Origin of the sequence: Streptomyces sp. NPDC094143, assembly GCF_040303825.1 — a bacterium.
Classification (GTDB): domain Bacteria; phylum Actinomycetota; class Actinomycetes; order Streptomycetales; family Streptomycetaceae; genus Streptomyces.
This window is the reverse complement of the sequence record NZ_JBEOTZ010000003.1, coordinates 40,650-61,874: the sequence shown is the minus strand read 5'-3', so window position 1 is coordinate 61,874 and position 21,225 is coordinate 40,650. Positions and strand designations below refer to the sequence as shown.

Below are 21,225 nucleotides of genomic sequence, written 5' to 3'. Positions count from 1 at the left end.
CACCAAGCACCCGCACCCGGCAACGCACACCCCCCCCCGCCGAGCTCGAAGCCGTACACCACCCGCAGTACGCCGAAAACCCCGTGTACACCCCTGGAAGGCCCCGTACTTCGGTCTCCGGTCGACACCTCATCGACAGGTTCACCCCGTACCGTTGACGCATGGATCTTCGACTGCCCGGATTGAACGGGCTGCTTCGGCGGCCCCGGAGGCTCCTCGCCGCCGGGGCCGCCGTCGTCGTCCTCGCGGGCGCGGGGACGTGGACGGCCGTCGCCGGCGACGAAGCGCCCCCGGTGCACCGCACGGACCGGCTCCTGGACACCGGGGACGGGGTGCGCGTCGACACATCCTTCTTCACCTCCGCAGGAGACGGCCGCCGCCCCGCCGTCCTGCTCGGGCACGGCTTCGGCGGCAGCAAGAAGGACGTCCGGCAGCAGGCCGAGGACCTCGCCCGGGACGGCTACGCGGTCCTGACCTGGTCGGCCCGCGGCTTCGGCAGGTCCACCGGGAAGATCGGCCTGAACGACCCGAAGGGCGAGGTAGCCGACGTCTCGAAGCTCCTCGACTGGCTCGCGACGCAGCCCCTGGTCGAACTCGACAAGAAGGGCGACCCGCGCGTCGGCATGGCCGGCGGCTCCTACGGCGGCGCCATCGCCCTGCTCACGGCCGGACACGACCGGCGCGTGGACGCCATCGCCCCCGCCATCACGTACTGGAACCTCGCCGACGCCCTCTTCCCGAACGGCGTCTTCAAGAAGCTCTGGGCCGGCATCTTCGTCAACTCCGGCGGCGGCTGCGAGAAGTTCGAGCCCGCGCTGTGCCGCATGTATGAGCGGGTCGCCGAGTCGGGCACGCCCGACGCCGAGGCCCGCGAGCTGCTGGAGCAGCGGTCGCCGTCCGCCGTCGGCAAGGACATCAAGGTGCCGACCCTGTTGCTGCAGGGGCAGTCCGACTCCCTCTTCCCGCTCGGCCAGGCCGACCAGGCGGCGAGGACCATCCGCGCGGGCGGCGCCCCCGTCGACGTCGACTGGATCGCCGGCGGCCACGACGGCGGCGACATGGAGACCGGCCGCGTCCAGGATCGCGTGACGACCTGGTTCGACCGCTACCTGAAGGACGACAAGGCCGTCGACACCGGCCCCGCCTTCCGCGTCACCCGCACCCTCGGCACGGGCTCCGGCGACGGCGAACCCCGCCTGACCGGCGTGACCTCGGACCGCTACCCGGGCCTGGAGAGCAAGCGGCGCCCCCTCGCCCTGACCGGCCGCGAGCAGAGCTTCGCCAACCCGCCCGGCGCCAGCCCGCCCGGTGTCTCCGCCCTGCCCGGCCTCGGCGGCGCGGGCGGCCTCAGCCAGCTCTCCAGCCTCGGCATCGGCGTCTCCCTGGACTTCCCCGGCCAGTTCGCCGCGTTCGAGTCGGCGCCGCAGCGCGAGGACCTGCAGATCACCGGCTCGCCGACCGTGACCGTCCACGTGAAGTCCACCAGCGACGACGCCGTGCTCTTCGCGAAGCTCTACGACGTCGGACCCGGCGGCGGCACCCGGCAGGTGCTGCCCTCCCAGCTGGTCACACCCCTCCGGGTCGAGGGCGCCAAGGCGGGCAAGGACGTCCGCATCACCCTCCCGGCGATCGACCACGAGATCGACGACGGCCACCGCCTCCGCCTGGTCCTCGCCTCCACCGACCTCGGCTACGCCTCCCCGACCGCCCCGGCGACGTACACCGTCTCCCTCAAGGGCGACCTGAAGGTGCCCTCCGCGCTCGGGCAGCGCGACACCCAGGGCGCGCTGCCCGCGTGGGTGTGGTGGCTGCCCCTGGCGGGCGCCGCGATCGCCCTGGCCCTGATCGTCACGGGCCGCCGCCGCACGGCCGCCCCCGCCCCGCCGGACCCGGCACTGGCCGAGGTCCCCCTGCAGATCACCGACCTGACCAAGCGCTACGCCAAGGCCTCGGACCGGTACGCGGTCAAGGACCTCTCCTTCCGCGTCGAGAAGGGCCAGGTGCTCGGCCTGCTCGGGCCCAACGGCGCCGGCAAGACCACCACCCTGCGCATGCTGATGGGCCTCATCAAGCCCGACGGCGGCGAGATCCGCGTCTTCGGCCACGCCATCGCCCCCGGCGCCCCGGTCCTCTCCCGGGTCGGCGCCTTCGTCGAGGGCGCGGGCTTCCTGCCGCACCTGTCCGGCCGCGAGAACCTGGAGCTGTACTGGCGCGCCACCGGCCGCCCCGCCGAGGACGCGCACCTGGAGGAGGCCCTGGAGATCGCGGGCCTGGGCGACGCCCTCGCCCGCGCGGTGCGCACCTACTCCCAGGGCATGCGCCAGCGCCTGGCCATCGCCCAGGCCATGCTCGGCCTGCCGGACCTGCTCATCCTCGACGAACCGACCAACGGCCTCGACCCGCCCCAGATCCGCGAGATGCGCGAGGTGATGATCCGCTACGCCGCCGCGGGACGCACGGTCATCGTCTCCAGCCACCTCCTGTCCGAGGTGGAGCAGACCTGCACCCACCTGGTCGTGATGGACCACGGACAGCTCGTCCAGACGGGCCCGGTCGCGGAGATCGTCGGCTCGGGCGACACGCTCCTGGTGGGCACGGCCACGCCCGTGGACGAGCCCGTCGTGGAGAAGGTCGCCGCCCTGCCGGGCGTCGCCTCGGCCGTGCGCGCCGACGAGGGCCTGCTGGTCCGGCTCGGCGCCGACGGCACCCCGCAGCGCCTGGTCGCCGACCTGGTACGGCTGGACGTGGCGGTCACGTCCGTCGGCCCGCACCGCCGCCTGGAGGACGCCTTCCTCACCCTGATCGGAGCCGAAGCATGAGCACGCTCGCCGACCCGCCCGTCGAGGTCGCCGACGGCTACCGCGCGGGCCGCACCCTGCCCTTCCGCGTCGAGCTGGTGAGGCAGCTGAAGCGGCGCCGCACGATGGTCATGGGCGGCGTCCTGTTCGCCCTGCCGGTCATCCTGCTCATCGCCTTCCAGGTCGGCGGCGACCCGGGCGGCGGCAACAACCGCGTCAACCTCATGGACACGGCGACCGCGTCCGGGATGAACTTCGCCGCGGTCAACCTCTTCTCCGCCGCCGGCTTCCTGCTCGTCATACCCGTCGCCCTGTTCTGCGGCGACACGGTCGCCTCGGAGGCCGGCTGGTCGTCCCTGCGCTACCTGCTCGCGGCCCCCGTGCCCCGGGCCCGGCTGCTGTGGTCCAAGCTCGTCGTCGGGCTCACCCTGAGCTTCGCGGCGATGGTCCTGCTCCCGGTCGTCGCCCTCGCCGTCGGCACGGCCGCCTACGGCTGGGGCCCGCTCGAACTGCCCACCGGCGGCAGTCTCCCCACCGGCACGGCGGCCCAGCGCATCCTGATCGTCGTCGCGTACATCATGGTGTCCCAACTGGTCACCGCCGCTCTCGCGTTCTGGCTGTCGACCCGCACGGACGCCCCGCTCGGCGCGGTCGGCGGCGCGGTGTTCCTCACCATCATCGGCAGCGTCCTGGACGAGGTGACGGCCCTCGGCGACTGGCGCGACTTCCTGCCCGCGCACTGGCAGTACGCCTGGCTCGACGCCGTCCGGCCGCAGCTGGAGTGGTCGGACATGATCCAGGGCACGTCGATCTCCGTGACCTACGCGCTGGTGCTGTTCGCCCTGGCCTTCCGCGGTTTCGCCCGCAAGGACGTGGTGTCCTAGTGTCCTGAGCCGGGAATCCGCTGCGTGCTTCGCCGGCACAGGCGACGGCCCGGCGGTGCCGTGCTGCGTCTGGACAACCGCCCGTAGGGCGCCGCCGCTACCGTTGGCCAGAGCCCTCGTGAGGTCACCGCCGGACCATCGGGACTCGCTCAACGGTGCGCCTACCAGGCGCCGTTGGTGTCTCGCCCCGGACTCCGGGCGCCGCGCCGACGGCGCCTGCGCCGCGAGCACCCTGCCACCGACGTCGGACGACCGACTGGGCGGCGCTGAAGGTGTTGCGCACACCGTGTGTCCGTGATCACATCTCCTCGAAAATGCCCCAAAGGAACATTTGGGACTCAATCGAGGGTTGACGGCTTGTAGCGGTTGGCCCTCCTCGACAGATGGAGGGCCAATGCCTCATCGCATGCTCCGCTCGGCGGCCACCGCGCTGCTGGCTTCCGCACCGATCGTGGTCGCAGCGCCCGCGCAGGCCGCTCCGCAGCACACCTTCCCCTGCGCCGTGGGCATCCAGAACGTCAGCAACGCCGTGACCAGCACGATCACTGTCAGCGTCACATGCGGCGACACGCGCACAGTCAGCGCGCGTATCACCGCGGACGACGCTGAACTCATGAGCCTGCAGCAGACCGTGCAGGCCGGCGTCCAGCAGAGCGTCACCGTCACCGTGCCCAGAGTTCAGCGAGCTTGCGCCACGCTGCAGACGGACGGCGCGAGCACCACGCTCTGCACCCCCTGACGGGTCCTCAGGCCGACGGCGCCTCACGGGCGCGGTCGGCCCGCCTCCCGCTCCTGCCAACATCCAATAAACACATATGAAGCAATTAGTCGTACTCCATGCGGCGTGCCGGAAATGCAGCGTTACGCGTTTCGCGTGTTATCGTCTGTGACTGTCCGAGCACGGTCCGTAATTGGCCCGGGCGCGCGAAGAAATCGGAGAAGTGATGGACAAGCTGAAGAAGGCCGCGGCCGTAGCGGTCATGGTCGGCGGCATGGCTCTCGGCGGCGGGGTCGCCCACGCTGGCGGCGGCCACGACTACAAGGACGTGGGTGACATCGTCATTGGCAACCTGCAGGCCGTTGAGTGTGACCAGGAGTTCGACGCCGGCCTGGCCTTTGCGCCCGCTCAGGTCACGGTCACCGGTGACAACACCCAGGTGATCGGCAACTTCTGCACGGTGGTCGGCCCGGTCGAGGACTGATTTCACGGCATTGTGAGAGCGGGTCTCGCGCCTTCGGCGCGAGACCCGCTCTACGTTTGGGGCCCCATCCCTCTCGTTGTCGCGGCTTTCCTGGCCGATCGGTGTTTCTGGGGAGCCCGGTGAGCGCGTCCCGGAGGGCGGGGAGAGGGTGAGCACTCATCCTTACCCATTTGGCGTATCGAAAAATGCCTCGTCGATCGAGCCAAGTGTTAAGGTCTGTAACTGTCCGAGCACGGACCGTAATTGGCCCGAGCGCGCGAAGAAATCGGAGAAGTGATGGACAAGGTCAAGAAGGCCGCGGCCGTAGCGGTCATGGTCGGCGGCATGGCTCTCGGCGGCGGGGTCGCCCACGCCGATGGCGGCCACGACTACAAGGACGCGGCTGACATCGTCCTCGGCAACGTGCAGATTGTGGAGTGCGACCAGGACTTCGACGGTGGCGCCCTCTTTGCGCCCATCCAGGCTACGGGCACCGGCGACAACACGCAGGTGATCGGCAACTTCTGCACGGTGATCGGGCCGGTCGAGGACTGATTCCGCGACGTTGCGAAGTATGGGTCTCGCGCCCTTGGGTGCGAGACCCGCTTCTCATCCCGGCCGCATCGACTGCACCGATGCCATTAACCCATATGGCGTATCGAAAATGCGGCGTCGCGTGAACCGCGTGTTATCTTCTGTATCTGTCCGAGCACGGTCCGTAATGGATCCGGGCGCGCCAAGAAAATCGGAGAAGTAATGAACAAGTTCCAGAAGGCCACTGCCGTAGCGGTCATGGTGGGTGGCATGGCTCTCAGCGGCGGAGTCGCCCACGCCTGTGACAAGGGCAAGTCGGACGACAAGCCGTCTGGCATCGCCATCGACAACCTGCAGGTCGTGGAGTGCGACCAGGAGTTCGACGGCGGCCTTGCCTTCGCCCCCGTCCAGATCGCGGTTCTCGGTGACAACACCCAGGCGATCGGCAACTTCTGCACGGTGGTCGGGCCCGTCGAGGACTGATTCCGCGGCACTGTGAAGAACCGGGCCTCGCGCTTTCGGTGCGCGGCCCGCTCCTCTCGTAATCGCCTAGTGTCAGCCCGTGGAGATGCACATGCGCAGTTTCAGGAAAGCCATGCTGATGGCCGCTGCCATCAGCAGCACCGGTGTCACGGGTGCCGGAGCAGCCCAGGCCGGCGATGCCGGTGAGGATCTGCCCGACGCGGGCACCGGTGAGACGCAGCTCCTGAAATGCGAACAGACATTCAACGCCTCTCTGGTCATGATCAACGCGCCGATCACCGCATCGGGCGACAACGTCATGAAGTTCGGCAATTTCTGCTCGCGGGTCGGTCCACGCCCATGAGCGGCTGAATGTCGGGTGATCTGGACACGGCTTGACCAGGTCGGCCGAGAGATCCGTCGGCGGAGTCATCGAAGTCTTCCACTCGGTTTTGCACATTCGCCTCGGTATCGGCAGTGGCCATCCTCCAGATGGTCACTGCCTCCTTTCTGTATACAGGGCCATGCGGGTGAAGTTGGATGATTACTCGTCCGTAAGGGTGTCACCTGCTTGCCGGGGGATTTCCTGCTGATGCAGTATCGGTTCTCGCCGGTGCCCAAGAAGTATGTGAGTGGAAGGCCGCCTCGGAGGGAAGATGGCCGATTTGATCACCCTGCCGCGTTGCCCGGAGACAGGAAAAGCGTCGTTCCGTACTGAATCCGAGGCGAGGCTGTGGCTGATCAAGCAGCCACTTCTGAGCAGGATTCCGGACCGTATCTACCGATGCTCGGACTGTCGGCACTGGCACTTCACCGGATCTCATCACTGGACCAGCCAGAAGATCAAGTGGAGGCGGAATTACGGGAGGCGGGAAGCCGCCTCGGGACACAGTCGTAAGAAAAGGGGCAAGGGCTGACGAGTTCCAGTCCTCCCTCATCCCGCAGTGGGCACCGGTACGGGAGTAGGCGTTTCCCCTTCAAGCAGGAAGACGACGAGAATGCGCAAAAAACTGAGCAGGGGGATGGTCGTGGCCGCCGCCGCGACGAGCATCCTGCCCATGTACGGTATCCAGGCGTTCGCGGCATCACATTCCGAGGTTTCTAAGGCCTGTGGCGAATCCATCGGTGTGCAGACCGCGATGGACCCGTCCTCCGGGACCTCGTGCACGAGCGGCCCTGCCTCCCGCTCCGGTGACGACCGCGAGCACGACGGCTACGGCCACGGCGGCGGTGACGTCGACGAGGCCGGTTACGGCGACGCCGGCGGCTCTGGCATCGCTCCCGCCACGCAGCCCTCGGCCAAGCCGTCGGTGAAGACGACATCGTCGACGTCACTGGCCACCACGGGCGAAGAGAGCGGATACGGCGACGACGACGCCGACCATGACCGCGACGAAAGTGGCTATGGAAACGGTGACGTCGGCTACGGCGGCGGCGACGTCGGTTACGGCCATGACGAAAGTGGCTACGGCGACGGGGCGGAAGGCGGCTACGGCGACGAGGAGGGTGGCGGCTACGGCGACGGGGCGGAAGGCGGCTACGGCGACAAGGAGGAAGGCGGCTACGGCGACGAGGAGGGTGGCGGCTACGGCGACACGCCGACGACGCAGCCGCCGGCGGAGACTGAGCCACCGACCTCACCGTCCACCACACCGCCGGCGGAGACGAAGCGGCCGGCCGCGCCGCCTGCGTCATCCCCACCGCACACCGAGCCCTCGACCGAGCCGCCCTCTCTTGCCGAGACCGGCAGCGACCAGCAGCTGCTCGCGGCTTCCGGCGTCGCCACAATGCTGCTGACGAGCGGCGCCGTCCTGTACCGACGAGGCCGAGCCGCGTCCCGCCGGTAGTAGAGCGCTCAGGGTGCCGGACGTACCGCGTCCGGCACCCTGGTGCGTTCCGGCCTCTCCCGGAGTCCGCCCTGACTCCCTCGGCAGCAGCTCACTCGTGCGGGTGATCGGAGTGTGCGCAGGCAGAGCCAAGTCGCCAAGGGGGCATGCATATGACCGGTCAACGGGGGCGGATACGGATGAACGAGTGGCAGCGCACGCTCCGGCTGCTGCCAGTAGGCGGAGAATAGGAGCAGCCATGGCCACTCAGCAACGGCGCCGCGGAAGATGGGCCGTGTGCGTCGCGGCCGGTCTTCTCGTGTCGGCCTCTTTGACACTGGTACCCGGGCTCGCCGTGGGTGCCGTGGTGGAAGAGGTCGCCGAGACGCCTGTTCCGCTGACGCCGGTACCGGCGGTCTCGGTGCCGACGGCCCCCGTCGTCCCACCCGCACTGCCCGCACCCCCCGACCCGAAGCCCGCCTTCGGCGCCTACCTCCACTACAGCTCTCTCGGCGTGCTCCGTATGGCCGGGATCAGCCGGTGGCTGAACGGCACTCAACCGCGCGTGGGGCGCAGCTATCTGCCGGGTGACCGCTGGAGCAACATCGAAGGCCCCCCCGGCTTCCTCACCGCCTGGGCGAACTGGCGCCGGGAGAGGGCCGACCGGATGTTCGTCCTCAACGTGCCCATGCTGGAACGCAACGAGGAGGGCCTCTCCGACGTCGAGGTCCGTGCCCTGCTACGCCGGGGCGCGGCCGGGGAGTTCGACCCGCACTACCGCCGTCTGGCCGAGCGGCTGGTCGAGTGGGGGGTGCCGGACACCATCCTCGTGCTCGGCTGGGAGATGAACGGCATCACCTACACTCACCGATGCGGACCGGACCCGGAGGCCTGGAAGACGTACTGGAACAGGATCGTCACCGCCATGCGCTCGGTGCCGGGTCAGAGGTTCCGGTTCGACTTCACACCGAGCCGCGGGCGTGACGCCGTCCCCTGGACCGACTGCTATCCGGGGGACGCCACGGTCGACATCATCGGCATGGACGCGTACGACCAGCCGCAGGGGCTGTCCTTCGACGGACAGGTGACGGAGCCGTACGGCCTGCAAGAGCACGTGGAGTTCGCGAAGGAACACGGCAAACCCATCTCGTATCCGGAGTGGGGCCTGTTCCGCAACGGCGACAACCCGGAGTACATGCGGGGCATGCTCGCCTGGATGGACGCACACAGGCCGCTGTACCACACGATCACCGACTACTGCCCGCACGGCGTGTGGCAGTGCGGGCAGAACCCGAAGGCGGCCGAGGTGTACCGGACCGTGCTCTCCGGTCGCTCCGAGCCCGAACCCGAGCCCGTGCCGTTGCTCAGCCCCGTTCCGACGCCCCAGTCCGTGCCGACGGCGCTGTACCGACCGGGCTGCTGGCCGCTGAACCTTGGCGACTGGGTCGAGTACTGGCACGGCGGGAGGCTCTGCGTCCGCCTCGACCGGTGGTCGCGCACCCGGTGACCCCGTTGTCCTCAGCGGCCGGACAGGGGCGGCGGAAGGCTCAGGCCCTGCCGCCCCGTGCCTTCCACCCGCGCACCAGTTCCCTGCCCCGGCCGCGCGCGGCGACCTCGCAGACGACCGCCCAGAGCAGCGGGACGGTGCGCCGCCGGGCCAGCAGCAGCCGCTGGTTGACCACGGGCTCGGGTCGCCAGCGGCGCTTGTACGGTTCGTCGCCGCGCAGCAGGCTGAGCGTGCAGCGCTCCCCGGCGACGGCGTGCCGGGTGCCCGCGTTCAGCAGCATCACGGCGACATCCGCCTTCCGCTCCCGCAGCCGCGGATGGACGCCGTACAGATAGCAGCCCGCCAGGCGTGGCGACAGCAGCGTCAGGTCGACGGCCACCACCTCGCCGTCCAGCAGGAACTCGGTGATCACCGCATCTCCTGAGCGCACCAGAGACCCGACCGCGCGCTCGAGGTGCGCGGCGAACCGTTCCCGGAGGTGCTCCGGTGTCACCCCGCGGCTCTCCCACTGCAGCCGGTGCAGGGCGAGAAGCCGCCCCAGTGCCGCGTTCACCTGGTCGGGGGGCGCGGTCCGGTGCGTCACGCCCAGTGCGGTCAGTTTCCGCAGTTGGGCCCGCGCCCGCCGGGCCTTCACCCCGGGCAGCCGGGCCGTCAGCTCCTCCAGCGGCACGGCGGGCAGTTCCAGGCAGAGCGAGTCGCCCACCCGGCGGCGCGGTCCTCGCCAGTGCGCGTAGAGGCTTTCGGCCGCGCCGCCTGGACGGACCTCGCGGAAGTCGATCAGTGCGGTGCGGGCGGCCGACGACAGCGCTGCGGCGAGCGCGGGCGCCGCCCGGTCGGCGTGCTCGTCGTCGAGCAGGACGTCGCCGTAGTCGGAGATCGCCCCGCCCAGCGGGACGAGCCGGGGCAGCGTCCGTCCGACCCGCATCAGCGGCGCCGCCGCCCGCAGTTCGTCGCCGTCGCGCACCAGCACCAGCCGCAGGCGGCCGGGGTTTCCGTACGACGTCCACCACGAGTGCAGCCAGGCGTGGCTCTGGAACGGAGTCGCCGCGGCACACCTGCGGTACAGGCGCTCCCAGGCGGGGCCCAGCGCGGCGAATTCCAGATCGTCGGTGCACAGTTCGGCCCGAAGCGTGTCGACGTCGGTCCGCAGCAGCGCGCTCACAGTTGCCCCTGTGCATCGGCGGCGGGGGCCGGACCGGGCACGGTGGCCGGGCGCGCGCCCTGGGCGGCGACGCGCCGGGGACGGACCAGCAGCGCGAGACCGCCCAGCAGGCCGCCCGCGCTCGCGCCCACCAGGCCGGTCAGTGCCGGGGACGCCGAGGACGGCTCGGTGGGCTTGACGGCCCGGGTGAACGGGAGGAGTTCGACGTGCGTGGCGCGCTTGGCGTCGTTGGCGTGCCGGGTCAGTGAGCGGGCGACCGCGTTGGCCATGTCGGCGGCGAGACCGGCGTGCGCGGATGTGGCCGTCACGGCCAGCATCGGCGCGTCCGGTGAGGTCGCCGACCGCACGCTCTCCCGCAGCGTCCTCACTGGCACGCCCGCCCGCACCTGGGCGTCCCTGAGCACCGCGGGCTGCGTGGCGACCCGGCCGTACGCCTGGGCGAAGCCGAGTGCCGTCTGTGGGTCCGACGTGGCGGTCGGTACGGCGATGACGTACGCCGTGGCCGAGTAGGCGGGCGGCGTGAGGACGCCGTACGTGCCTGCGGCGAGCCCTCCGGCGAGGGTGCCGGCCACGATCAGGGACCACGGCGGCAGCGCCTTCAGGCGCCGGAGCGCCGGGTGCCGCCGGGCCGGGGGTGCCGGGGGTGCGGCCTTGGAGGTGGTGGAGGTCATCGGGGGATCACTCCCAGGGGTGACGGGGACGAGCAGGAGAGGGCGGCCGCGTACACGTCCATGAGCCGTGCGGCGCTGCGCGTGATGCAGTAGTGGCGGGCGGCGGCCGAGGGCGGGCGGACCTGCGGGCGCGGCCGGCCGGCCTCGGCCCGGGCGGGGGGCCCGGTCGAGGCGCGGGTCTCGGTAAGGGCGCGGGCGAACGCGTCCGCGCCGCCCCGCACCCGGCGGGCCCCGGCGGCGAGACGCGTCGGGAGATCCTCGACGGCCGGACAGGAGGCGTACAGCACCGGCAACCCCGCCGCCAAGCCCTCCACGACGGCGAGACCGAAGGCCTCCTCGGGGCTCGGCGAGACGAGCACGTCCATCGCCGAGGTCAGCGACGCCAGGTCGGGGCCGCAGGTGCCGTCGGGCAGGTACGGCCGTTCGCCCGTGAACATCACCCGGTCGCTCACTCCGGCCCGCCGGGCGGTGCGCCGCAGCGCCTTCTCCTCCGGGCCGTCGCCGACCAGCAACAGCACGCAGTCGCGGGGGAGTCGGGCGAGAGCGCCGATCAGGACGTCGAACCGCTTGCCCGCGGTCAGCCGGCCGATGCCGCCGACGACGTACACGCTCTCCGGCAACCCGAGCCGACGGCGGGTGTGTGCGCGGCTGACCGGGTCGAATCGGAAGCGGGCCACGTCGATGCCGTTGGGCACGATCTCGATGCGCGGCTCCGGTACGCCCCAGCGAGTGAGTCGGTCGGCCACCGTGGAGGAGACCGCGATCGTGGCGTGCCCCAGCCGCTCGCTGGCCAGGTACAGACGGCGCACGCCGGCGGTCAGGGCGCGGCCCTCCATCTGCGAGGCACCGAGGGAGTGTTCGGTGGCCACCACGGCCCGGACACCCGCCAGGCGGGCGGCGATCCTGCCGTACACGCAGGCCCGGTAGAGGTGGGTGTGCACGAGGTCGTAGCCGCCGGACCGGATCAGGCGGGCCAGGCGCGGCACGGCGGTCAGATCGCGGTTGCCGGCCATGCCCAGGTGGACGACACGGACGCCGTCCGCCGACAGGCCCGCGGCGACCGCGCCGGGGTTGGTGAGCGTCACGACCTCGCAGTCGACGGGCAGGTGGCCCAGCAGCAGCCGCAGTTGCTGTTCCGCGCCACCGACGCCGAGGCCGGTGATGATGTGCAGGGCCTTCAGCACGGGCATCGCGGAGTTCACACCCCTTCGACGGGGTGGCGGAGCGACCGGTGCAGTCTCCGCTTGAGGTACAGCCGCCAGGCCGTGTCCCGCTCGCCGACGTGGACGCGAGGCAGGGCGAGGGGGCCCGCCAGGCGGCCGGGGTCGGTGGCACAGGCGTAGGCGTAGCCCGCCTTGTCCACGGTGTCGATGACGCGGCGGTCGACCTTCCCGTACGGATAGCAGAAGCCACTGACGGGAGCATCGGTCACGTCGGAGAGCAGATCTTTGCTGTCGTTCACCTCGGCGCGGAGCAGCGCGTCGTCGGCCCGGGTCAGGTCGACGTGCGTGAGGCCGTGCGAGCCGATCTCGATCCCCTCGGCGGCGGCCCGCCGGATGCCTTCCGCCGACAGCAGCGGCTTGCGCGGGCCGAGCGGGTCCCAGGCGTTGTCACCGCCCAGCCTGCCCGGCAGCACGAACAGGGTGGCCCCGCAGCCGTGGCGATGCAGCAGCGGCAGGGCGTGCGTGAGGAAGTCCGCGTACCCGTCGTCGAAGGTCAGCCCCACCAGATCCTGTCCCGCGCCCCGGGCGCGCGCGGCGAGCAGCTCCCGCATGCCGACGCCGCGCAGGCCCCGGCGGCGAAACCAGCCCAGCTGCCGGTCCAGACGGCGGGGCGAGACGGTGACGCGGTACGGGTCGTGGGAACAGTCGCCCACGGAGTGGTACATCGCCACCCACGGGGGAGGGCCGATCCTGGACGGCGGCGTGGGTGCGGTGGAAGGGTCGCGGTCAACGGAAACGGGCATGCGGAAGCCTCCGGGAGACGGTGCGCAGTGCGGGTGCGAGGTAGTGCGCGCCCAAGGGCCGGGCGAGCAGGAGGAAGACGACGATCACGGCCGTGCCACCTGCCGCGAGCCCGAGCGCGGGGGAGTCGATGCGGCCCGCGCAGAACCCGCCCACACCGCAGGCGACGACCGCGGCCCGCAGCAGCTTGCCCATCTCGGTCAGTACCGGCCGCGTGCGGATCGGCACTCCGCGCGTCTTCATGCCGCGTAGCAGGATCAGGGCGGTGAGGGTGATGCCGGCGGCGTTGGCCGCGGCGATCCCCAGCACGCCCCACGAGCCGGCCGTCACCGAGCCCAGCCATGAGGTGGTGACGATCCCGGCGGCCATGGCAGCCAGCGGGTACCAGGTGGGCCGCCCGGCCGAGAAGTACGAGCGGACGAGCACACCCACCAGTGCGTGGCCGAGCAGCCCGAGCGCGTAGACGCGCATGACGGCGGCGGTGGCCGCGGTGTCCTGTGCGGTGAACGCGCCGCGCTGGAACAGCAGTTGGATGAGCTGCGGGGCACACGCGGCGACGGCTGCGGCGCCGAGCAGCACGACGCACGACACCACCGAGAGGTCGCGTTCGACGCGGTCGCGGGCCCGCTCGGTGTCGCCCTCGGCCAGCGCCTGCGCCACTACCGGAAAGGTGACCGTGCACAGCATCAGGGCGAGCACCATCGGCATCTGGACCACCTTCTGGGCGTAGTTCAGGTGCGAGATGGCGCCGGCGGGGAGTGGGGAGGCCAGGAAGCGCTCGATGAGGACCTGGGACTGGCGGCACAGGGCGAAGAGCAGGACGGTGACGATGAGGGTGAGGTTCATGGCGTGCCGGTCCGCCGGGTCCGTCACGTCCGTCGGGAGGGAGGGCCTTTTGCGGCGCAATTGGCCTACCGCGGACGTCAATTGGGTGACGACCATGATGGCCCCGCCCACCGCTACGCCGACCGCCGCCGCCCTCACGCCCCAACGGGCGCCGAGGGCGAACATCGCCGCGATGATGACGGCGTTGTAGGCGGCGTAGATGGCCGCGGGCGCGACGAACCGGCGGTGTGCGCGCAGGAACGCGCTGCAGTAACCGGCGAGACCGAAGGTCAGGACACAGGTGCCGGTCAGCCGGGTGCAGTCCACCGCGAACCCCGGCTCCGGGATCCCCGGCGCCAGGGTCTCGACCACGTACGGGGCGCCCCAGACGAGCAGCGCCGACACAGCGGCGAACGCCAGCGACAGGCGGGGCAGCGTACTGCGGACCAGGGTGCGCACCGGGTCGCCCGTACCGCCCTGGGCGCGGCGGGCCACGGCGGCGCTGAACGCCGGTACGAGCACGAAGGCCAGCCCGTCCTCGATCAGCAGCGTCGCTGCGAACTCCGGCACGGTCCAGGCGACCAGGAAGGCGTCCGTCTCGCTCCCCGCCCCGAAGAGGTGCGCCAGCGCCTGGTCCCGGCCGAGACCCAGCAGCGCACCGGCCAGGGAGAGGCCGACGGTGACGAGGGCGGCCCGGGCGAGGAAACCCCGCGGGACGGGTCCGGGGCTGCCGGTGTCCGTGCCGGCGCGTGCCGGGGGGAGCGTTGCGTCCCTGGCGTCGGGAGGGATGGTCGTCATCGTGCCACGGGCTTCCGGGAGGCGGCCGGGCCGTCACTCGCCAGCGCCCACCAAGCCGTCACCCCGAAGCAGACGGCGGTGAGGACGGTCGTGGGCCCGCCGATGTCGGCGTACGCGAAGTCGATCAGGTGCCAGATCAGCAGCCCGCAGGCGATGAGCGCGCAGTCGAGGCCGGGGCCCTGCGTTCTGCGCACGCGGACCAGCCGCCGCAGCCCGAGCACCAGCAGGGCCAGCCAGCTCCCCGCCAGCGCCAGCAGCCCGACGAGTCCCTGCTCGCTGAGTGCCAGCAGGTACATGTTGTGCGGCGACAGCAGCGGCTGCTTCCGGTACGCCGCACCCGCGCCCTCGGTGTCGCTGCCTGAGGACAGGGCCAGCGAAGCGTGCCCGTCGCGGTGCTCGGGGAACCCCTTGAGGCCGACGCCCGTCAGCGGCCGCTCGCGCCACATGCCGGCGGCCGCCGCCCACATCGTGTACCGGTCGGTGACCGACTGGTCGGGTGCGTCGGCCACCTGCCCGATGGTGCTCAACCTCTCCTGGAGCAGCGCGGAGCCGACACCGAACCCGCCGACGAGGAGCCCGGCGACGGCGGCCACGACCGCTCCCGCCTTCACCGCCCGCCGTATGCCCGCCAGCGCCAGCTGTGCCCCGCAGGCCAGGGCGGTGGCGATCCAGGCGCCCCGGCTGAAGGACACCGCCAGGGGCACCACCAGCAGCAGCGCGCACACCACGGCCCACACCCGGCCCCAGGCTCTTGGCCGCGCTCGGGCAGGGAGGTGCTCCCTCCGTACCGGCGTGGGCCCCAGCGCCAGCCCCACCGCGCACACCAGTCCGAAGGCGACCACGCTCGCCATCGCCATGACGTCGCCCGGCCCGAAAGTGCCGACGGCGCGGATCTCCCGGCCCATGTACGAGGCGCCGGTCCCGGTCACGTACTGGTGTACCCCGACGGCTCCCTGCCACAGCGCGAGCCCCACCATCGCCCAGGCCACCAGCCGGACGTCGCGCCGGTCACGGATGAGCAGCAGGACGGCGGCCGGGACGAGGACGAAGACCTGCACCCAGCGCACGAAGCCGGTGACCCCCGCGCCCGGCACGGCGGCCCCCGCCGCCGCCGCGAAAGCGACCACGGGCAGGCCCAGCACCACGGCCGCTCCACGCGACAGGGGGCGCCGCCGGTGGAGCAGCAGACGTACCACGCACCACAGCACGAGGACACCGGACGCGGCGTCCGCGGGGGTCGCGCCTCCCTCACCGCCCGGTGCGACGGGCACCGCGAGCAGGGCGATCACCGCCACCACCGGCAGGACGGGCGCCGGCCGGCGTGCGCCGGGCAGGGTGGATGCGTGGCTCACGGGCTTCAGCTCCCCGTCCCGCGGACCAGCGCGGCGGCCGTGCGCAGCAGGATGCACGTGTCCTGCCACAGCGACCAGTCGTCGATGTACGCGTTGTCGAACCGGGCGCGGTCCTCGATGGAGGTGTCGCCGCGCAGCCCGTGGATCTGAGCGAGCCCGGTGATGCCGGTCCGCACACGGTGGCGGGCGGCGTAACCAGGGTAGGTCTCGCTGAACGCGGCGACGAAGTAAGGGCGTTCGGGGCGCGGCCCGACCAGGGACATGTCGCCCCGGAAGACGTTCCACAACTGGGGCAGCTCGTCGAGCGAACTGCGGCGCAGGAAACGGCAGAAGCGGCTCATGTCCCGCTCGCCCGCCACGCTCCAGCGGGTGGCGGCCTCGTGTGCGTCGGACGGGCGGTGGGTGCGGAACTTCAGCAGCGTGAAGGGGCGGCCGTCCCTGCCGACGCGCTCCTGACGGAAGACGACGCCCGGCCCGTCGCTGACCCGCAGCACGAGCGCGCACGCCAGCAGCACCGGGCTGACCAGCAGCAGCAGGGTCCCGGAGACCAGGACGTCGATCGCGCGCTTGGCGGGGCCACCGCGGTGCCGGCCCGCCTCCAGGCGGCGGCAGGAGAAGCCGGCGATCCGTTCACGCGGCACCCGGCCGCGGACCGCGCGTCCGGCCTCGTCATACGCGGTGCTCGTCGCCCCGTCGTACGCCGGTGCGTCCGCGTCGACCTCCCACAACGCGCAGCCCGAGTCGGCCAACGCCCGCAGCAGCGCGCCGCGTTGGCCGACCGGGCCCACGACGAGCACGGCCCGCACGCCATTCTGGATGACGGCCCGGTGCACCTCCTCGTCGGTGCCGAGCACCGGCAGTCCCTCGCCGCCGGCCGGGTCGTCGGCGAGGACGCCCACCGGCCTGAGGCCACACACGGGGTGCCGCAGGAATGCGGCGGCCACGCGCTGGGCTGTGGCGGCGGGGCCGACGACGAGGGCCGCGGCGGGGTGGCGGACCAGTGTCCGGCGGCGGCGCCAGTGCGCCATGCCGCGGCCCGTGCAGCTCGCCGCCGCCTGCAGGGCGCAGCCGGTCAGCAGCGTACGGACGGACAGGGCATGCGCCGGGGAGAGCGCCGCGACCAGGGCCGCGAGCGCACACCAGCTCACCGTGATCCGGGCGCACAGGGCGGGGACTTCGCTCAGCAGGGCGGGCACGGCGGCGGGGCGGTACAGCGCCGCCCGTGCGTTCAGGAAGAGGACGGCGAGCAGCAGGGGCGCGGTCAGCAGGGGATGCGGGAGCGCGGGAGCGGCGGTGAGCGCGGCGGTCGCGTCCACGGCGAGCAGTGGCAGTTTCGGGGCGTGCCGCGCCGCGGGGCGTTGTACTGCGGCGCGCCGCAAGCCGTCGGAGGTCCCGCGTGGGGGAAGGACCGAGACGGGTGGGAATTCGTGCTCCGGTGGCTGGTTGCCGGGAGGAGCGACGGTACGTTCGGCGGTCACGAGCGGATGGACTCCCTGCACTCGGTGTGTTCCGCGCGATGGGTCACCGCCGGCCCGGCGCCGAGGAGTTCGCGGTAGAGAGCCGCGACCGCCTCGGCCGAGTGCCGCACGTCGTGCGCGGTCAGTACGTGGCGGCGCCCCTGATGGCCGAGCGACTCCCGCAGCAGCGGATCGAGCAGAGCCCGGGTGAGCGCGTCGCCCAGCGGGCCCGGCCGGCCGGCGGGCACCAGACAGTGCGCCCGGTGGCCGGGAGGCAGGCTCTCGCGCGCTCCGACCACGTCCGTGACCAGGACGGCACGCCCGCACGCCATCGCCTCCAGCGGGGCCAGCGCCATGCCCTCCCAGCGCGACGGCTGCACCACCAGGTCGGCCGCCTGGTACCAGGGGACGGCATCGGCCACGGCCCCGGCGAACAGGACGCCCTCGGGCGCGCGCTGCCGCAGTCGTGCTTCCTCCGGCCCGTCCCCGATGAGCGCCAGCCGGGCTTCGGGAACCCGCCGCACCACCGAGGACCAAGCCTCGAGCAGCACATCCTGTCCCTTCTGCCGGCACAGCCGCCCTACGCAGACCACCAGCAAAGCGGCCGGATCGAGGCCGGCGAGCGGCGCGAGGGCGGCTCGTGCGGTGGTGACCGGGATGGGATGGAAGCGCGCCGGGTCGACACCGTTGGGGATCACCCGCCAGTGGGCACGCACTCCGGCGCGCACACCTCGCTCCCGCTCCGCCTCGCTGACACAGACCACATGGGCGGCCCACCGTGCCCCCCACCGCTCCCATGCCACCGCGGTCGCCGCCGTGACTCCGCCGACCGCCTCGAACGACCAGGCGTGCGGCTGGAACACCGTCGGGACGCGCCCCCGTACCGCAAGCCGGGCCGCGAGACCGGCCTTGGCGCTGTGCGCGTGCAGCACGTCGGGCCGGACCTCGTCGACGACGCGCGCGAGCCGACGCACCTCACGGGTAAGCGACCGTCCCGGTGCCCGCGTGGCGGTCCAGTGCCGTACGTTCGTGCCGAGTTCGCGCAGCGTCTGTGCGAGGTCGCTCTCGGGGCACGCGACCGTGACGCCGAAACCGGCCGCACGTTGCGCACGCACCAGTTCGGTGACCACTCGGGCGACGCCGCCGTCCACCGGCTGGGTCACATGGAGGACGTGTGGCGTAGCCGCCCGTGTCGCTCCGCACAACGATCCTGAAGACCGGACGGTCATCACTGTGCGGGACGACGTGAACGGCGGGCGTCCCGCGCTGGCGGGCCGTCGGACAGATGGATCCACGTACGTGTCGCAGTGGAAAGACTCCGGGCGGGACGCATGACCGGCGTTGCCCTTTCGCGATGGACATCAACTCTTGACTGAATCAGGACACATCACTCTATCCCGGATTCTCTCCCTTAACGGGCAAGAGGGGTAGGTGTGTCGAAATCCCCCTGCCTCACGCCGGGTTCCCGCCCTGCCGGCAGGGGAGGGGTTCGCCCCGTCGGAGTCGATGCGCTCCCGATCTGCGCAAGGCGCAAGATCCCGCGTTCATAAGAGGATGAGAAACCCAGATAAGACATGCCCTTCATTCGGGTGAGATTGCTCGCGGGTGCCGGAATTTTCTGTGCACAGGGTTTCCACGGCGTCCGGGGCTCGTTAGAGGCGATGACGCAATTCCCCCTGGTGACTTTCCAGTTGCCGAAGAAAGGAACACGATGAAGTCTTTGAAGGTTGCCGCTGTCATTGCCGGTTCGATGGTCGTGGCCGGCATCGCGGCTCCCGCCGTCGCTCTGGACGCGGTGGACATCAATCCCGACGTCACCGGAGTGGTGAACACGCTCGCCAAGGACCCGGCCGACCTGAGGCTGCTGGACCAGGCGAAGGGGCTCGGCACGGGGAAGGGCGGTCTCCTGCCCGACGCCGTCGAGGGCGCGAAGGACACCCTGAACCAGAAGGGCAAGGGCCAGCTGCTGGACGGCCGTACCCTGCAGGTCTGAGCGGTTCAGGCGCTCTTTCGTCTCAGGCTTTCGCTCGGACCTTCATCCGGGCTTTTTGCTGGACTTGTGGTGGGCGCTATGACCGTCCCAGGGCCGATTCTGTCGCGTGCGGAATCGGCCCTGAGAGTGTCAGCCGTTTGGCTGTCAGGTGCCTGTTGTGCCGAGGAGGAGACAGACCGTTGCGAACCGACAGACCACTCCGGCGTCCATCGGCACAGGGTGAGGCCGGGTCCGCTGACGACCGCCCGTCAGCCGTCGCCGGTCTCCCGCGTGCCACCGGACGGCGGCGGGTGCTGCGAGGGTTGTCCGCGTCGGCGGTCGGCGGGGTGTTCGCGCCGTTCCTGGTGGCGTCGAGGCCGGCCGGAGCGGAGGAAGCGCGGTTCGCCGAGACGTATCGCGGGCGCCGTGTCGTCGGCGTCAGGGACGGCGACGAGCGGGCCGGGGGCGACGGCTCCGGCGCGTGGCACGTCACCGTGGACGGGCGGCCGCTGCATCTGATGCGGCGGGCGGACGGGAGCTGGCTGAGCATGGTCGACCACTACTGCTCGTATCCGACCCCGCTCGCCGCCGCACGCGCGGCCGTCGACGAACTCGGCCCCACCGAACAACTGGGCGCGCCGGACGACAGGGGCAGCGGCACGGAGCACTGCCGTACGGCGGGCGGAGGCAAGGGAATGGAGGGGGAGCATCACCATGGTGTACACGCGTAAGGACGTCAGCACCTTCACCCGGTCCGAGCGGCGCCGGTTCGTCAACGCGCTGCTCGAGGTCAAACGCCGCGGCGAGTACGACGAGTTCGTGCGCACGCACATCGAGTACTACGTCTCCGACGGTGAACGCAGACTGCGGACAGCCCACATGGCACCCTCCTTCCTGCCCTGGCACCGCAGGTTCCTGCTGGACCTGGAGGCCGCGCTGCGCCGGGTCGACGAGTCGGTGACCGTGCCGTACTGGGACTGGACGCGCACCCGCACCCCCACGGCCGTACCTTGGACCGAGGACCTGCTCGGCGGCACCGGGCGCCGGTCCGACCGGCAGGTCATGACCGGCCCCTTCGCCTACCGCAACGGCAAGTGGACGATCAAGGTGGGAATCACCAAAACGGAGTTCCTCACGCGCGACCTCGGCCGCTCACGGGACCCGATCGCTCTGCCCACGGCCGACGACGTGCAGCGGGCCCTCGACGACCCCGTCTACGACACGGCCCCCTGGGACTCCACGTCCGTCAAGGGGTTCCGCAACAAGCTGGAGGGGTGGGGGCGAGGGCGGGGCGCCGTTTCGTGGCACACCCACAACCGGGTCCACCGTTGGGTCGGCGGCCACATGGTCGGCGGCGCCTCCGTCAACGACCCCGTCTTCTGGATGCACCACGCCTTCGTCGACCTCCTCTGGTCCCGCTGGCAGCGCAGGCACCGGGGCGCACGCTATCTCCCGGCGAAGCCGCTCGCCCGGGGCGACGCCCAACGCGGCCGGGTCGTCGCACGGCAGGAGAAGTTGCCGCCGTGGGACGTGACACCCGGCGAACTGGAGGACCACAGCCGGATCTACCGGTACGCCTAGGGCTTTCGCTCGAGATCAGCCCGACTCCGAATGACAGTGCCTGACCATCCCGCGGTCCTTGGACGATTCGGACGACGTCCCTGGTCGCACGACACCGCACCGGACGCCCGCCGCGGTCGAGGCCCACGTCTGCGCCCGCGGACCGGGCACGGGCCCGGGACCCGGCCCGCATCGGCCCGGCTCCTGCCCGCCTCGACCGCGCACACCTCCTGGTCCGGAACGGCCCCAACCGCCGGGCCCGGCTCGCCCCT

The 21,225-nt window shown here is 71.6% G+C and carries 20 protein-coding genes; 12 read left to right on the top strand and 8 right to left on the bottom strand.

Annotation, left to right across the window (positions count from 1 at the left end; genetic code table 11):
• Positions 1-161 precede the first annotated feature (161 nt).
• The 9 genes from ABTZ58_RS05000 (at position 162) to ABTZ58_RS04960 (ending at position 9,192) form a co-directional block, all read left to right on the top strand.
• The gene (locus tag ABTZ58_RS05000) at positions 162-2,819 is read left to right on the top strand and encodes a CocE/NonD family hydrolase (protein WP_351350512.1); all 2,658 of its coding nucleotides are present in this window, start codon (positions 162-164) and stop codon (positions 2,817-2,819) included.
• Positions 2,816-3,682: an ABC transporter permease gene (locus ABTZ58_RS04995; protein WP_351350510.1), complete on the top strand. Its 867-nt coding sequence runs from the start codon at positions 2,816-2,818 to the stop codon at positions 3,680-3,682. Before ABTZ58_RS05000 ends, ABTZ58_RS04995 begins: the two co-directional genes overlap by 4 nt.
• Before the next feature lie 394 nt (positions 3,683-4,076).
• Positions 4,077-4,421: a hypothetical protein gene (locus tag ABTZ58_RS04990; protein WP_351350508.1), complete on the top strand. Its 345-nt coding sequence runs from the start codon at positions 4,077-4,079 to the stop codon at positions 4,419-4,421.
• A 205-nt stretch (positions 4,422-4,626) separates the two neighbouring features.
• Entirely contained in the window at positions 4,627-4,884 is a 258-nt protein-coding gene (locus tag ABTZ58_RS04985; RefSeq protein WP_351350506.1) for a hypothetical protein, read from the top strand.
• A 276-nt stretch (positions 4,885-5,160) separates the two neighbouring features.
• Positions 5,161-5,418 carry a hypothetical protein gene (locus ABTZ58_RS04980; RefSeq protein ID WP_351350504.1) on the top strand — a complete coding sequence of 86 codons (258 nt, stop codon included), beginning with the start codon at positions 5,161-5,163 and terminating at the stop codon, positions 5,416-5,418.
• Positions 5,419-5,619: 201 nt separating this feature from the next.
• Positions 5,620-5,880 carry a hypothetical protein gene (locus tag ABTZ58_RS04975; RefSeq protein WP_351350502.1) on the top strand — a complete coding sequence of 87 codons (261 nt, stop codon included), beginning with the start codon at positions 5,620-5,622 and terminating at the stop codon, positions 5,878-5,880.
• Between the two features lie 79 nt (positions 5,881-5,959).
• Entirely contained in the window at positions 5,960-6,223 is a 264-nt protein-coding gene (locus ABTZ58_RS04970; RefSeq protein ID WP_351350500.1) for a hypothetical protein, read from the top strand.
• A gap of 664 nt (positions 6,224-6,887) precedes the next feature.
• On the top strand, positions 6,888-7,706 hold the full coding sequence (locus tag ABTZ58_RS04965; RefSeq protein WP_351350498.1) for an LPXTG cell wall anchor domain-containing protein: 819 nt from the start codon (positions 6,888-6,890) through the stop codon (positions 7,704-7,706).
• A 238-nt stretch (positions 7,707-7,944) separates the two neighbouring features.
• Positions 7,945-9,192, top strand: a complete 1,248-nt coding sequence (locus ABTZ58_RS04960) for a glycoside hydrolase family 26 protein (protein WP_351350496.1) — start codon at positions 7,945-7,947, stop codon at positions 9,190-9,192.
• Between the two features lie 40 nt (positions 9,193-9,232).
• Here ABTZ58_RS04960 and ABTZ58_RS04955 read toward each other — a convergent pair whose 3' ends face one another.
• From ABTZ58_RS04955 to ABTZ58_RS04920, 8 genes are read right to left on the bottom strand one after another with little or no spacing between them, the layout of a single operon-like run.
• Positions 9,233-10,345 (bottom strand): GNAT family N-acetyltransferase, encoded by a 1,113-nt coding sequence (locus ABTZ58_RS04955; RefSeq protein WP_502996018.1) that lies wholly within the window; start codon positions 10,343-10,345, stop codon positions 9,233-9,235.
• 5 nt (positions 10,346-10,350) lie between these two features.
• Complete coding sequence (locus tag ABTZ58_RS04950; RefSeq protein ID WP_351350492.1) at positions 10,351-11,025, bottom strand: YveK family protein; 675 nt, start codon at positions 11,023-11,025, stop codon at positions 10,351-10,353.
• The gene (locus tag ABTZ58_RS04945; protein ID WP_502996009.1) at positions 11,022-12,215 is read right to left on the bottom strand and encodes a glycosyltransferase; all 1,194 of its coding nucleotides are present in this window, start codon (positions 12,213-12,215) and stop codon (positions 11,022-11,024) included. The genes ABTZ58_RS04950 and ABTZ58_RS04945 overlap by 4 nt, the downstream gene beginning before the upstream one ends.
• Before the next feature lie 8 nt (positions 12,216-12,223).
• Positions 12,224-12,991: a polysaccharide deacetylase family protein gene (locus ABTZ58_RS04940; RefSeq protein WP_351350490.1), complete on the bottom strand. Its 768-nt coding sequence runs from the start codon at positions 12,989-12,991 to the stop codon at positions 12,224-12,226.
• On the bottom strand, positions 12,975-14,612 hold the full coding sequence (murJ, locus tag ABTZ58_RS04935; RefSeq protein ID WP_351350488.1) for a murein biosynthesis integral membrane protein MurJ: 1,638 nt from the start codon (positions 14,610-14,612) through the stop codon (positions 12,975-12,977). The genes ABTZ58_RS04940 and murJ overlap by 17 nt, the downstream gene beginning before the upstream one ends.
• Positions 14,609-15,964 (bottom strand): O-antigen ligase family protein, encoded by a 1,356-nt coding sequence (locus ABTZ58_RS04930; RefSeq protein WP_351350486.1) that lies wholly within the window; start codon positions 15,962-15,964, stop codon positions 14,609-14,611. The genes murJ and ABTZ58_RS04930 overlap by 4 nt, the downstream gene beginning before the upstream one ends.
• A 5-nt stretch (positions 15,965-15,969) precedes the next feature.
• Positions 15,970-17,442, bottom strand: coding sequence for an exopolysaccharide biosynthesis polyprenyl glycosylphosphotransferase (locus ABTZ58_RS04925; RefSeq protein WP_351350484.1), 1,473 nt, complete (start codon positions 17,440-17,442; stop codon positions 15,970-15,972).
• On the bottom strand, positions 17,439-18,650 hold the full coding sequence (locus tag ABTZ58_RS04920; RefSeq protein WP_351350482.1) for a glycosyltransferase: 1,212 nt from the start codon (positions 18,648-18,650) through the stop codon (positions 17,439-17,441). Before ABTZ58_RS04920 ends, ABTZ58_RS04925 begins: the two co-directional genes overlap by 4 nt.
• A 482-nt stretch (positions 18,651-19,132) precedes the next feature.
• Between ABTZ58_RS04920 and ABTZ58_RS04915 the strand changes: the two genes are divergently transcribed.
• The 3 genes from ABTZ58_RS04915 (at position 19,133) to ABTZ58_RS04905 (ending at position 20,974) form a co-directional block, all read left to right on the top strand.
• Positions 19,133-19,414 (top strand): hypothetical protein, encoded by a 282-nt coding sequence (locus tag ABTZ58_RS04915; RefSeq protein WP_351350480.1) that lies wholly within the window; start codon positions 19,133-19,135, stop codon positions 19,412-19,414.
• A gap of 302 nt (positions 19,415-19,716) precedes the next feature.
• A complete protein-coding gene (locus ABTZ58_RS04910; RefSeq protein WP_502996008.1) occupies positions 19,717-20,124 on the top strand; it encodes a tyrosinase family oxidase copper chaperone in 408 nt (135 codons plus the stop codon).
• Positions 20,108-20,974 carry a tyrosinase family protein gene (locus ABTZ58_RS04905; RefSeq protein ID WP_351350476.1) on the top strand — a complete coding sequence of 289 codons (867 nt, stop codon included), beginning with the start codon at positions 20,108-20,110 and terminating at the stop codon, positions 20,972-20,974. Before ABTZ58_RS04910 ends, ABTZ58_RS04905 begins: the two co-directional genes overlap by 17 nt.
• The last annotated feature ends 251 nt before the right edge of the window (positions 20,975-21,225 follow it).

What these genes read in the sequence shown, in the direction of transcription:
- ABTZ58_RS05000 (WP_351350512.1), top strand. Translation starts at nt 162, where the DNA reads ATGGATCTTCGACTGCCCGGATTGAACGGGCTGCTTCGGCGGCCCCGG.
- ABTZ58_RS04945 (WP_502996009.1), bottom strand. Translation starts at nt 12,215, where the DNA reads ATGCCCGTGCTGAAGGCCCTGCACATCATCACCGGCCTCGGCGTCGGT.
- ABTZ58_RS04950 (WP_351350492.1), bottom strand. Translation starts at nt 11,025, where the DNA reads ATGACCTCCACCACCTCCAAGGCCGCACCCCCGGCACCCCCGGCCCGG.
- ABTZ58_RS04985 (WP_351350506.1), top strand. Translation starts at nt 4,627, where the DNA reads ATGGACAAGCTGAAGAAGGCCGCGGCCGTAGCGGTCATGGTCGGCGGC.
- ABTZ58_RS04915 (WP_351350480.1), top strand. Translation starts at nt 19,133, where the DNA reads ATGAAGTCTTTGAAGGTTGCCGCTGTCATTGCCGGTTCGATGGTCGTG.
- ABTZ58_RS04920 (WP_351350482.1), bottom strand. Translation starts at nt 18,650, where the DNA reads ATGACCGTCCGGTCTTCAGGATCGTTGTGCGGAGCGACACGGGCGGCT.
- ABTZ58_RS04905 (WP_351350476.1), top strand. Translation starts at nt 20,108, where the DNA reads ATGGTGTACACGCGTAAGGACGTCAGCACCTTCACCCGGTCCGAGCGG.
- murJ (WP_351350488.1), bottom strand. Translation starts at nt 14,612, where the DNA reads ATGACGACCATCCCTCCCGACGCCAGGGACGCAACGCTCCCCCCGGCA.
- ABTZ58_RS04960 (WP_351350496.1), top strand. Translation starts at nt 7,945, where the DNA reads ATGGCCACTCAGCAACGGCGCCGCGGAAGATGGGCCGTGTGCGTCGCG.
- ABTZ58_RS04980 (WP_351350504.1), top strand. Translation starts at nt 5,161, where the DNA reads ATGGACAAGGTCAAGAAGGCCGCGGCCGTAGCGGTCATGGTCGGCGGC.
- ABTZ58_RS04975 (WP_351350502.1), top strand. Translation starts at nt 5,620, where the DNA reads ATGAACAAGTTCCAGAAGGCCACTGCCGTAGCGGTCATGGTGGGTGGC.
- ABTZ58_RS04990 (WP_351350508.1), top strand. Translation starts at nt 4,077, where the DNA reads ATGCCTCATCGCATGCTCCGCTCGGCGGCCACCGCGCTGCTGGCTTCC.
- ABTZ58_RS04995 (WP_351350510.1), top strand. Translation starts at nt 2,816, where the DNA reads ATGAGCACGCTCGCCGACCCGCCCGTCGAGGTCGCCGACGGCTACCGC.
- ABTZ58_RS04940 (WP_351350490.1), bottom strand. Translation starts at nt 12,991, where the DNA reads ATGCCCGTTTCCGTTGACCGCGACCCTTCCACCGCACCCACGCCGCCG.